Raw genomic sequence first — 13,567 nt, forward strand, 5'->3', positions numbered from 1 at the left:
TTTCACGTTATGTCGGAAAAAATACGGAAGATACTAGTACGGATGTTTGGTCTGCATCACGTATCTTTAAGAATAGTGCTTATAACTTAGATAACTTTAGTTTTAATGGAAATTATCTCACAGTTGAAGGATGGCATGTATCTGATTACGCTAAACAAATGCCAAACCAATACTTAATTTTATTTGACCAAACAACCGGTCACGAAGTGGCACGGGTGAAAGTTGGGACTAATAAAGCAGGGATTACTTCCGAAACAGTGAAACGTGAAGACGCTCGGAACGCCTACAGAAATATCTACAGTAACGGTGATGTTGGTTTCAAAGCTAAGTTTGACATGCTGAAGTTTTCTCAGATAACCGGACATAAGTTGCAAGTGGTGATTCGCTACTCTAGTGATGCTAAGGATGGTGAAGGCCAACGACAGGATTTTTGGTCTCAAGCAAAAGATTTGAGTCAAGTTGCGTATGCCTTAGACAGTTTTAAGTTAGTTGGTAATAAGTTAGAGGTTTCAGGTTGGTCTTTTGATGCAAATGCTTTTAAAGCACCAAATAAATACTTGATTTTATTTGATAAAACAGCTGGACATGAGCTAGCTCGGGTTCGTGTAGGCACAAATAATAATGTTGCTCAAGCCACCAAAGTAAATCGTCCTGATGTGCAGAAAGTATATCCGAATAACTATGCACCGTTAGATAGTGGTTTTTCAGCTACGTTTGAGGTAGATAAACTTGAGTTTGATAACAATCATGATTATCAAATTGTGATGCGCCAATCTAACGATAGTGATGGTAACGGTAAATACTATGATCAGTGGTCATGGGTACGGAAATTTAATCAATCAGCTGGGTCGGTTGATACGGTAAGTGTTAAAGGTCATAACATAGCATTGAATGGTTGGTTTGCCTCAGATTTTAGTCTCTACCAACCATACCGCTATGTAATTATCTTTGATAAAACGTTAGGACATGAAATTGCTAGAGCAAAAGTTACTAATGAAATAGTTCGGCCGGATGTGCAACATGTTTACCCTAACTTACACGACGCTAATGAAAGTGGCTTTTCAGTCACCTTTATGGATCTTCCTGCATATAATCAAGGCCATACCTATCAATACGTTTTACGCTTCTCTAATCAAGAAAATGGTGAAGGAAAATATACTGACACTTGGTCAGGGTATTTCCACGGAAACGGTCAAAAGTATAACGGACTTATGAACGAGAATGGGCAAGTTTATTTTTACCGTGATGGATATCGTCAAACTGGTTGGCAAAATATTGATGGCCATCGATATTATTTTGATCCGGTAACACAAAAACAGGCAAAGTCGACGATTTTATGGGTTGATGGTGTAGCATACGCATTTAATGGTAATGGGGATGTTCGGAGCTTTAGTGAACTTAATAACTTGATTAATTCATTAGGAACTGATATGACAATTGCAATTCAATCGCAAAATTCTGGACAAATTTACTCATACGCTAATTTTAGTGGCAAAAAACTTGTAGTGGCAAGTACAGTTAAGGTGGCTGTTTTAGCAGAGTTACTTCATAATACTGGTGGAAATTTAACAGCTTACCAACGTAGTTTAGCTGAAATAATGATTAGAAATAGTGATAATAATGCAACAACTACATTGTTAAATAATTATCTGGAAGGAAGATCGAATGCAGCTGCGAATTTATATCGTGATCTCGGTATGAATGAGACTATTCCTGGATGGAGCTGGGGGGTAACGCAAACTACTCCAAGAGATCAACTTAAATTACTTTATGAGATTTTCATGACGGATAATTCATGGTATTTGAATCGTCAATCACAAGATTACATTCGTAACTTGATGCACACAATTGATAGTAGTCAACGTTGGGGCATTTCCGCAGGAAGTAGTGATTATTACTTAAAAAATGGTTGGTTAACTGGTAATAGTTACTCAGATTGGTATGTGAATAGTATTGGTTTTATTCCTAATAACGGTAAAGGATATACTATTGCTATTTATTCATACAATAATCCGTTAAACACGGGAATTAGTAAAGTTGAGCAAGTTGCGCGCAAAGTTGCTGAAATGTTGAAATAATATAGCACAAGTAGGTAAAATTATAATTTCACCTGCTTTTGTTGTAACATAAATGAAAACGGATCTTAATGGTATTTGATAAGTAATTAAGGTATCATAAAAATAGCCAATTCTAAATTAAGAAATCAAAATAAGAGCTTAAAAGTTTAGAGGCTTTTAGTAATACGCTCTAGATAAAATAACAGATTAATCAAGATATATTACGAGGAGAATATTTTGAGAAAAGAAGAAAAAAAACGTTATAAAATGTATAAAGCTGGTAAGCACTGGGTTGTAACCCCTCTTGTATTTTTAGGGTTAGCAGCTGGAACTCATATGGGAATGGGTAAAGCTGCGGCCGATACCACTACTGATACTGGTGCTAAAACTACTACAGATGCAACTACAACTGCACAAGGTACATCAGATGCAGCTACAATTATTGTTGAAGAAGATACTGCTACTGAAAACAGTGAAGTAGCCCAAAAAGCTGAAACGGTGAATACTACATCTCAAGATACTGCAGCAAATGAAGTAGCAGAAAATGCAACAAGTACAGCATCTACACAAGTTTCAGAAGTTACGGCAACTGAAGCTGTATCAGCTCAAACTGTTGAAAATGCTCAGAGTTCAACAGAAGCATCGGTGGCTCAGACTCCTACCGTAACTGTTACTCCCGCTAATGTAGCTGCACAAAAAAGTACTACGACAGCAACATCACAAGTTGAAACGACTGCCAAAGTAGCGGCAACAGCAAGCCAAGAAGTGAATAAAGTTGACACAACTTCTACTTACAATTCAAGTAATCATGCTAATAAAGGCCATTTCGATAAAATTATGTTAGATGACCAAGGCCAATTACAAGTATCTGGTTGGCATGCAGCAGACCATTCACACAATCAAACATCAACATGGATGATTGTTTACGACGCTACAACTAACCGTGAAGTTACACGTCAGCAATATGCCACGGTAGAACGTGATGATGTTAAGAAGGCTTATCCAACTATCTACAATGCTAAGTATAGTGGTTTTAATATGTCCTTTGATTTATCTGGTTACAATTTAGCTAACCACACCATTCGCTTGATAGCCCGTTACTCAAATAATCCACGTAATGGTGAAGGCCAATACACAGACTTATGGTCACAAGATGTTATACCATATAAGAATGCTGCTCATGTTGATGATTTTTCCATTAACAAGAACACATTACACGTTAACGGTTGGCATGCAACGGATTACTCTACAACTAACCAAGACCAATATGTTATCTTATTTGATAACACTCGTGGTCATGAACTTGCACGAGTTAAGGTCGGTGAAAGTACTGATGTAGCAACTTCAAAGCGTGTGTCAAGAAAAGATGTACAAAAAGTCTACTCGAATATTGCTAATGCTGCCGATAGTGGATATGATATTATTTTTGACTTATCTAAACTTGATTACGTGGGTGGGAACCAAATCTCAGTTGTTTCACGGTATGTTAACAAGAATACTAACAGTACTAAGACAGACATGTGGTCAGCTAAGCATGTTTTCAATCAAAGTGCTTTTAACTTAGACAATTACAGCTTTGACAAAAACGGTTTAAATGTTGTGGGTTGGCATGTGTCTGATTACTCTAAACAAATGCCAAACCAGTATGTAATTTTATTTGATAAATCAGCTGGTAAAGAAATTGCTCGTGTAAAGGTTGGCGAAAGTAAGACCGGGATTACTTCTAGAGTTGAAAAACGTGAAGATGCACGTAATGCTTATCGTGGGATTTACAGTAATGACGCTGTAGGTTTTAATGTAACGTTTGCTAATTCAGTAATTGCTAAAGCCTTAGGTCACGAATTACAAGTGGTAATTCGCTATTCTAGCGATGCCAAAAGTGGTGAAGGTCAACGTCAAGATTTTTGGTCTGGCGTTAAAAACTTAAGTACGAGTGCCTACAATTTGGATAGCTTCCAATTACAAGACAGTAAGTTAACAGTGAATGGATGGTTCTTTAATCCTCAAGAAGTTAAGCAACAAAATAAGTTCTTAATTCTTTTTGATCAAACAGCAGGACATGAAGTTAAAAGAATTCAAATTGGTAAAAGCGATGACAAAGCTCAAGCTAAAGCAGTAAATCGCACGGATGTTCAAAAAGCTTATGCAAATGCATATGTTCCTTTAGCTAGTGGTTTTAGTGCTAGTTTTGATATGGTTAAGTTAGGCTTTAATCTTGGACATAATTATCAAGTAGTGATGCGTGTATCCGATGATGCTGTTGGTGGTGAAGGAAATCGGACTGATTTATGGTCAGGAGCACATAAATTTAACGAATCTGGCTTTGCAGTAGATAAGTTAACGGTTTCTGGTAACAAAGTGACTGCAACAGGATGGTTTGCATCTGATCAAGGTTATGACAAGCCGGTACGTTATTTAATTTTATTTGACCAAACAGCTAATGAAGAAGTCAGTCGGGTTAAGGTAAGTAATAATCTTGCCCGTAATGATGTGCAAGGTGTTTACCCTAACTTAAGAAATGCTGCTACGTCAGGTTTTTCAGTAGAGTTTACAAATAGTTTGAAGTCTAATCATGCATATAGATTGATAGCTCGATTTACTAATGATGCTGTTTATGGCGAAGGTCAAAGAAGTGATCAATGGGGAACTAAGCTGTATAACAATGTCGGGCAAGGATACTCCGGAAACGTTAACATGGATGGTGCGACCTTCTACTACAGAAACGGTGATCGCTTCAATGGTTTAGATGGTAATGTATATTACGTCAATGGTTTAAGATACAATGGTATTGCTAATATTGGTGGTCAAAATTACTTCTACAGTAATGGTAATAAGCAAACTGGTTTCCAATCAGCGAATGGTAATACTTACTATTTTGCTGGAAGTAATGGGGCTATGCAACACGGTTGGCAAACAATTAACAACAACAAGTACTTCTTCGATCGTGGTAACGGTGTGATGTATACTGGTACACATAATATTGATGGTGCCAACTACACTTTCCAAAGTAATGGTGTTTTAAAGGTGGATACAACACGTGAACGTGTGGCCTCTGTAGCTAAAAGTTTGATAGGGACACCATATGCATGGGGTGGTACAACAACTGCAGGATTTGACTGTTCTGGATTTACACAATACGTTTACGCTCAGGTTGGAATCAATTTAGGACGAACGACTTACCAACAACAATATAATGGTACGCGAGTCGCAGCTACGGAAGTAAGACCAGGGGACCTCTTATTCTGGGGTTCTGCTAACGCTCCTCACCACGTAGGTATTAGTCTTGGTAATGGTAAATATATTGATGCTTCAACTTATGGTCAACCAGTTGCCATCAGAAGCACGGCATACTACGCACCATCATTTGGTGTTCGCGTTGTGAATAGTTAATAATTCGATAATACGAAAAGTTGGTATAGTAATTTGTACCAACTTTTTTGCTGTTCACAAAATTTTTGTTTTGTAGTTTCACTGAAGAATAGTTCGCTTTCGTAGGTGGTCGAAATTGTGATAGCCGTATGCAGTTCGTAACATCTATTTGAGTTTCCGGTCTCATCCTTTCATAACACCGTTATTAAATGATGATAATACTTAATTACAACTTATTGTAGATTTTATCTCTAATAGAAGTATGAAAAAATTTGCAGGTAAATCGATTATCCTCAGCCTTTTATATAGAGACATTTTTTGTTTAAGAATCTTGTTAAGTAATTACAATTGTAATTAATGGTAATGACCAAGGTCTATATGTTTTAACAACTTATCATCAAGATAAACTTTATAATATGGACAATAAGAATCAAGAGCAAATTATAATAACGGGTGAAAATTATACAGATGCTCCTAAATTGCGGAAAAATGCAGTTTTATCAGATTTCCCTAATAATTTAGAAGCAATATCGCCAGCTGATATAACACAAAAAACGGTAGATGCATTTAATGAATTGGTTGCTTTGGCTAATGCTACGGATGGAGATGAATATCATCGATTAGAGACACAGTATTTAGATACAGAGGCAGCTGTAGACTATATTACATTTTCTTTAGTGATTAATAACATTGATGGTTTTGCCAAAAATATTCACTATTTGAAAGATGGAAACACCAAGTGGGTTTTAATGCCATACGATTTAGATGCATCTTGGGATAATAGTTGGAATGGTGAAACTTTATCGTTGAAGGAAAAAACATGGGTGACAATGTCTAATAATAACAAGTTGTTATCGACGATTTATCATTATCACGAACCTGAGATTAAGAAGCGCTATCTAGAGTTGAAAAAATCAGTATTTTCGGATGAAAATATTACTACACTAATAAATAAATGGGTGGAAACAATAGGACTTCCAAACTATCAAAATAATGATAGATTGTGAAAAAACATTTCAAATACTACGCATCGATTGTCAAAAGAGGTAGTAGAAAATTATAATAAAGTTATCGAATCACGTTTAGAATACATGGACTCTATAATGAAGTAGGATTAATGAGGCGAGGGAAGAAACTAACTTTTTAGCTAGAACTTAGAAAATTACCATAATAAAAAGTGCTAGAAATCAATGCTTTCCTCAGCAATATTTCTTCTGGCACTTTTTAATTTTTAGGACTTTTTCCCAGCCTTACTTTTACACAAAATTTTATCCAATTAATTTACAAAAAAATGACATTTACGGTAAAGACTTGTATACCACGAAATGCTAGGCTATGATGAAATTACTTGCAAAGAATTTTATATAGTTTGAAAGGGGAAATACATGAATCGCCAAGTTAAAAAGCGTTTTAAAATGTATAAATCTGGTAAAAACTGGGTTGTTGCGCCCATTACCTTTTTAGGGTTAATCGCTGGGATATATACAGGAGTTACAAATGTAGCAGCTGACCAAGTTAGTGAAGATGCTACTGTGTCGTATTCTACAAATAGTGATGCTGTTCAAGAAAATATAACGAATGAAGAAAAAAATCAAAGTAGTACAACAAATATTGAGACAACACAGTCTGTTAATTCAATTGATGAGAACAAATCAGATACTGAAGAAACAGATCAAAGTGTAACGCAAGATTCTAATGCTATATCTATTACTAGTGAGGAACAAGCAAGTAATAGTCAAGTAACAGATTCTGAGTTGACAATGGTTGAAGATAACCAAGAAAAGCTACAATCTAATACATCGGTAACGATGAGTACTCAATCACAACCACAAGTAGCTGTAGCAGCCACAAATTCAGTTGACCGCTTTGCAATTGGGAATAGTTACTATACACAAGTAGATGCAGTAGATGTTGCTTCATACCAAAATTGGATGAACCAGGGGCACTTCAATGAATTAAAGAGATTAGGGGTTTCAACAGTTATTGTTAAATTAACTGAAAATACAGGTTATACTAATCCGTACGCAGGAACTCAAGTTACCTATGCACGTAATGCAGGTTTAAATATCGCAGTTTATCATTATGCAAGATTTAATTCTACCGGTGCTGCTCAAAATGAGGCTAATCACATGGTAAGTGCATTACGTCGTTTTGGTCTTGGTAGTAATACTCTAATCTTTGCTGATATGGAAGATAGTTCAACCTACACACCAGGAATTGGTTCTTATTTGAATACTTTTTGGGCAACTTTAAATAATGCAGGTTACAATAACCATGCTGTGTATACTTACCAAAGTTATGCCTACCGTGATCAGGTAGTTTCGACAGTTGGTCGAGCTCGAACTTGGATTGCACAATATCCATATACTCCTAACCGTGGTGGGTATTATGAGCAGCAACATCATAATGCAGGTTATGGTGCTTGGCAGTTTTCTTCAACTGCTTACTTACCAAGTGCACCAGGTTATAATTTAGATGTGAGCCGTGATTATAATGGTTTGCTGAAGCAAATTAGTGTTAGTTCAGAAAACGTAGGCGCATTTGATAGTGTGTCTATTAGTGGCAATACACTTAAAGTAAGTGGTTGGCATGCAGCTGATGCTGCTAAAAATCAGGGACATGCATATATGATTGTTTTTGATGCAACTAATAATCATGAAATTACTCGTATAGCTTATAATCCTAATAGTCGTCCTGATGTAGCCAAGGTCTATCCATCAGTCTATAATGCGGGGAAGAGTGGCTTTAATTTATCAATTAATTTGGGAAATTATGACATTAATAACAAGGAGATTAAACTAATTGCTCGCTATTCTAATCAAGCAAATGGTGAAGGCTCTATGACTGATTACTGGTCTAAAGGTTACCAACTTAAGCAAAGTTTAGGAGTTGTTGATTCTGCTTATATTGATGGTACTAAATTAAAAATTTCTGGTTGGCATGCTGCTACAGATGCCGTGAGTCATCCATATAACTACGTTATCTTATATGATGCTACTGCCGGTAAAGAAATCGGTCGTCAAAAAGTTACTGCGATTCGCAGAGATGACGTAAAAAGGGCTTATCCTAACTTGTACAATGCAGTTAATAGTGGTTTTTCAGTAAGTTTTGACCTAAGTAAACTTAACTTTGTAGCCGGTCATAATTTACAGGTAGTGATGCGTTATGCTACAAATAGTGACGGTGAAGGCGACAGGATTGATATTTGGTCTGGTAAATATAACTTTAATGGTAATGAAGCTGTTATTGATACTGCTAAGCTTGAAGGAACTAAACTTCACGTCATAGGTTGGCATGCAGCTGATGCATCTAGAAATCAAACTAATCCGTACATTATTCTCTATGATAAAACTGCTGGCCGAGAAATTGCGCGAATTAAAGTTGGTGATAGAAACGATGTTGCTACGTCTAAACTAGTAATGCGTTCTGATGTGCAGAGACTTAAGAACTACTATAATGCTGACAAATCTGGATTTGATGTTGAATTTGACTTAACTAAGTTAAACTTTGTAGCTGGTCATGAATATCAGATTGTGTCACGTTATTCTGATGCTACCAATGGAGAAGGTCATCGAACAGATGTATGGTCAGATGTCTACAAATTTACTGCTAATGCAGGTCATTTAGATACTGTAAAAGCTAATTATCAAAAGAACAGTTTAACAGTTACCGGTTGGCATGCAGCCGATGCTAGCATAAATCAGAAGAACGCCTTCATTATTTTATATGACGCAACTACCGGACGGGAAATAACACGGCAAGCTTATGTTCCAACTCAAAGACCAGATGTTGTTCGTGTCTATCCTAATATCTATAATGCTGTTAATAGTGGTTTTAACGTTACATTTAAGAATGTGAACTTAAAAACTTTAGCTGGTCATAATCTTCAAGTAGTTGTTCGTTATTCTAATCAACGAAATGGGGAAGGTTTACGGACTGATTATTGGTCACGAATGTTTAAAATTTAGAGATAGTATTTTAAAAATATTGCAATCCAATGGGAGGAGGAAACTATGAAGAAACCTAAAAAAATAATTACTGGAACCTTAGTGGTGGCAACAGGTACAGTTTTATTGGGAGTTAATAATGCTTCTGCAGATGGAGTAAATACAGATTTACCTACTAATGAACCACAAGTAGAGGTTACGGCTACACCAAGTGTATCGAAGGATGTTACGCCTACGGTAACTGATAAAACAGATACAGTAGCGGATAGTAATCCTGAAGAAACATCAGTGACATCTACGGTAACTAACAATCCGAGTGCTACTCCACAAGAAAATGTAAATGCTATAGTTGTAGATTCAGAATCTACAGTTGCTACTGTACCATCAACTGAAACACCAGATAAAGTTGGAGTAGCTGAAATTCCGGGGAATTATCTAACATACGACGAAAATAATAAAGCTGCTTATGTGAAAGGGAAAATTTATTCCTATGATAACATGGATGCAGTAAAAAATTCACCATCAGCTAAGGATGATAAGGTGCAAGTTGTCTCTGATTATGGGCATTTGACGCTTGATGAATCTATGGAGCTAACTAATTTTGCAGCAGATTTATTAAATCCAGTGCGACAATCTGTGTGGTCAAAAAATGGTGTTTCAAATGACGCGTGGAAGTTTAATGTAGTACCTAAATCAGTTGATTTAGCACGTAGAGTTGCTGGAGAATATAATAAAGATAATTTTAGTATTATTACCAACAATAATCATGATTATAATGCACTAACTAGGGCATATTTATCCTATGGAATAGGTGGTTATCAAGAAAATTATGGTTCATCATCAATAAATAATTACGCTGCAAGAAAAACTGGTTCTTACCAAACGACAATGTATCAATTGAAAAAGGCAGTTTTTGATGTGATTATTACCATGCTTTATAACGATGATACTCTACAAAATGGGGGAGCAAGTGTTATGGCTACAAATGATAGTCATAGCAACTCTCTTTTATATGGAACAGAAGATCCGAAAAAGTATGGTCTTCAACCTAACTATTTAGGTGTTGCCGTGGATTCCCTAGGGCAAGTGCATATTATCAATTTACCGTTGCAGTATGTTTCCCTCAATAACAGTCAATTTTTGGAAAATCGTGCTAATATTGATGACATTAGAATGAGTGGTACTGACTTAGTAGTTAGGGGTTGGCATGCAGCAGATATGTCCTACTTCCAAAAAAATGCATATGTTATTTTGTATGATACAACTGCTAATAGCGAATTAGGGAGAGTTGCTTATGTTCCTGATTCAAGTAACGACGTTGCTCGAGTATATCCAACAATCTATGGTGTTGAACAAAGTCGTTTTAATGTAGCGTTTTCTTTAGCAGGTAAAGATTTTGCGGGGCACCAGTTGAAGTTTGTTTTACGCTATTCTGATCAAAAAAATGGGGAAGGCGTATATACTGACTGGTGGTCTGATCCATACGTATTTAATGCAAATGTAGGTGTTGTAGATGCTGCATACATTCAAGGAAGTAAGCTGAAGATTAGTGGATGGCATGCAGCTGATGCATCTGCAGTGAAACCATATCGCTATGTGGTATTGTATGATGCAAGTGCGGGTCGTGAATTAGCTCGTAAACGAATCCAAGCAGTTGAAAGAAAAGATGTTCAAAATGCTTATCCAAGAGTATACGATGCTGTTAAGAGTGGCTTTGCGGTAGAATTTGATTTAAGTCAAATTAAGAAATATGTAGCTGGACATCAATTGCAATATGTTTTACGTTATGCTAGCAAAGAGAATGGTGAAGGCAATAAAACAGATGTATGGTCTGGAAAGTACAGTTACAAAAATGAAGAATACTACATTGATAGTGTTGGTAAGACGGGAAGTAAGTTGCATGTTACGGGTTGGCATGTAGCTGACACATCTGTCAATCAGAAATATGCCTATGTAATTTTATTCGATCAAACTAAGGGTAGTGAATTAACGCGAATTAAAGTTGGTGATTCAAGCGATAGTGCTACTTCGACTTTAGTTGCTCGTCCAGACGTGGTAAGTGCTAAAAAAATTTATACAGATGGCAAAAATGGTTTTGATGTTTACTTTGATTTAGCTAAATTGAGTAATTATAGTGCTGGAGATAGATTACAATTTGTATTGCGATATTCAAGTGACGCTACAGGTGGTGAAGGAAGTAGAATTGATGCTTGGACAGGTGCATATACTGTGTATGGGACGCAAAATGCTTCCAATTTAGATCAAGTTAAGATTAGTAATGATGGCTTATCTGTGAGTGGTTGGCACATTGCAGATCAGTCAATCAATCAACCGTATGCATGGGCTATTTTGTACGATGCAAGTACTAATCAAGAAGTTCAGCGTGTAACATACAAGTCGACGAAACGTCCGGATGTAAAACGAGCTTATCCAGGAGCATATAACGCTGAAAATAGTGGCTTTTCAAACGTAATGTTTGATAAGATTAATATTGCTAAGTTAAAAGGTCATAATCTTCAAGTGGTCTTACGTTATTCCAATGATTTAATTAATGGTGAAGGTAATCGTACAGACTCCTGGTCGAAAATTTTTAGAATATAGTACAAAAAGAGTCAGTTATGCTGGCTCTTTTTGTATGTATAGTTCACTTTTTCTCTTTGATAATGTAGATAGGTCGATTTTTTACTTCGGTAAAAATCTTACCAATATATTTGCCAATAATTCCAAGAAACATCAATTGGATTCCTCCAATAAATAGGAAAATACAAATTGTAGATGTCCATCCTGTTGTAGGATCACCACCATGAATTAAGTAGCGAATAATGATAAAGATAATTGCTAAACCGGAAATTGATGCAGAAAAGAAGCCAAAAAAAGCAGCTAAGTCTAGTGGAAATTGGGAGAAGTTTACGATTCCATCAATAGAATAGGTAAATAGTTTCCAAAAATTCCAGCTAGTATTACCGGCAACACGTTCACGGTTCTGATATTCAAGGTACTTGGTTTTAAAACCAACCCAAGAAAAGATACCTTTAGAAAAACGATTATACTCTGACATTTCAAGGATAGCGTCAACCATTTGGCGCGTCATAAGCCGGAAATCACGAGCACCATCGACCATCTCGGTATCTGAGATACGATTAATTAGTTTATAAAACATACGTGCAAAGAACGAACGAATAGGTGGTTCTCCTTGCCGGGTGGTTCGACGGGTACCTACGCAATCGTATCCCTCGTTAATGTATTTAAACATTTCAGGTAACATATCGGGTGGATCTTGTAAGTCAACATCCATGACAGTCACATAGTCTCCGGTGGCATTCTGTAAACCACAATAAAGTGCTGCTTCTTTACCAAAGTTTCGAGAAAATGAGGCGTAGTGAACATGTTCTGGATTAAGTTTGTTAAATTTTTTGATTTCATTAAGTGTACCATCAGTTGAACCGTCATTGATAAACCAGTACTCAAGTTCGATATTAGGCAATTGTGGACGTATATTTTCGACAGCTGTATAAAAAAGAGGGATGGACTCTTCTTCAAAATAACATGGTACAATGATAGAGAGTTTTTTGTTCATTGTTTGTATAACCTCTTTAAGATATAATTTATTATGGTATACCTGATTATAGCATATTTCAAAAAAGTGGTGGCAAAGGAAAAATATTGCGATTGTTCATCTATAAGTTAGTAGCTTATGTAAATGGTAAAAAGATAAAATTATATGTATCTAAGAACTCTTTAGCCAAGGTAGTAGTTGAAAAAAGCTCAAAGTGCAAATATAAGTTAGCCACTTTATCTCAAAAAGGTACTTCTTGATTCAAAGAAGTAAGTGAAAGTACTTCATTGTATAAGTAAACAGATTCGGTATAGTAACCACCTAAAAGCTTTCGTGGGTAGTCATTGACTGCATCTTCTACGAATTGAATATAATCATCAGTATATGATAAAATTGCAGTACTTTTATGGATGAATCGTCTAATCATATGAATTACATTCTCATTTGAACCACGTTCACTTGGAGTGTATGGAGTCGCATAATAAGTGTTACTGTGAACTTCTTGAAGACGTGAAAATTCTAGTCCGTTATCTGAGGTTAAAGACTTGAAAGTCTGATAGAATGTTTTCTCACCCATACTAAACTTCAACTCTTCGAGTTTCTTATTAACGGATTCAGAACTCTTATCTTTGATACGA

7 protein-coding genes are annotated in these 13,567 nt (G+C 36.1%); 5 read left to right on the plus strand and 2 right to left on the minus strand.

Annotated features, from left to right (window positions below):
* The 5 genes from FC36_RS12170 to FC36_RS07320 form a co-directional block, all read left to right on the plus strand.
* A partial coding sequence (locus tag FC36_RS12170) for a serine hydrolase (RefSeq protein WP_056986810.1) occupies window positions 1-2,078 on the plus strand: 2,078 nt, incomplete at its 5' end.
* 216 nt (window positions 2,079-2,294) lie between these two features.
* Window positions 2,295-5,447 carry an NlpC/P60 family protein gene (locus FC36_RS07305; protein ID WP_056986811.1) on the plus strand — a complete coding sequence of 1,051 codons (3,153 nt, stop codon included), beginning with the start codon at window positions 2,295-2,297 and terminating at the stop codon, window positions 5,445-5,447.
* A 332-nt stretch (window positions 5,448-5,779) separates the two neighbouring features.
* The gene (locus FC36_RS07310) at window positions 5,780-6,433 is read left to right on the plus strand and encodes a CotH kinase family protein (RefSeq protein WP_235805813.1); all 654 of its coding nucleotides are present in this window, start codon (window positions 5,780-5,782) and stop codon (window positions 6,431-6,433) included.
* 378 nt (window positions 6,434-6,811) lie between these two features.
* Window positions 6,812-9,394 carry a GH25 family lysozyme gene (locus tag FC36_RS12290; protein ID WP_056986812.1) on the plus strand — a complete coding sequence of 861 codons (2,583 nt, stop codon included), beginning with the start codon at window positions 6,812-6,814 and terminating at the stop codon, window positions 9,392-9,394.
* 45 nt (window positions 9,395-9,439) lie between these two features.
* The gene (locus FC36_RS07320) at window positions 9,440-11,974 is read left to right on the plus strand and encodes an SEC10/PgrA surface exclusion domain-containing protein (RefSeq protein ID WP_025021259.1); all 2,535 of its coding nucleotides are present in this window, start codon (window positions 9,440-9,442) and stop codon (window positions 11,972-11,974) included.
* A gap of 43 nt (window positions 11,975-12,017) precedes the next feature.
* Here the strand turns inward: FC36_RS07320 and FC36_RS07325 are convergent, their stop codons facing one another.
* Together FC36_RS07325 and FC36_RS07330 are read right to left on the minus strand one after the other, a co-directional pair.
* Window positions 12,018-12,950, minus strand: a complete 933-nt coding sequence (locus tag FC36_RS07325; protein WP_025021258.1) for a glycosyltransferase family 2 protein — start codon at window positions 12,948-12,950, stop codon at window positions 12,018-12,020.
* Between the two features lie 220 nt (window positions 12,951-13,170).
* Window positions 13,171-13,567: IS30 family transposase (locus FC36_RS07330; RefSeq protein ID WP_202813094.1), on the minus strand; the 397-nt coding region annotated here is incomplete at its 5' end.

Origin of the sequence: Ligilactobacillus equi DSM 15833 = JCM 10991 (assembly GCF_001435735.1) — a bacterium.
Taxonomy (GTDB): domain Bacteria; phylum Bacillota; class Bacilli; order Lactobacillales; family Lactobacillaceae; genus Ligilactobacillus; species Ligilactobacillus equi.

Excerpts from the sequence above, each read along its gene's own strand:
- FC36_RS12290 (WP_056986812.1), top strand. The coding sequence starts at position 6,812 with ATGAATCGCCAAGTTAAAAAGCGTTTTAAAATGTATAAATCTGGTAAA.
- FC36_RS07325 (WP_025021258.1), bottom strand. The coding sequence starts at position 12,950 with ATGAACAAAAAACTCTCTATCATTGTACCATGTTATTTTGAAGAAGAG.
- FC36_RS07320 (WP_025021259.1), top strand. The coding sequence starts at position 9,440 with ATGAAGAAACCTAAAAAAATAATTACTGGAACCTTAGTGGTGGCAACA.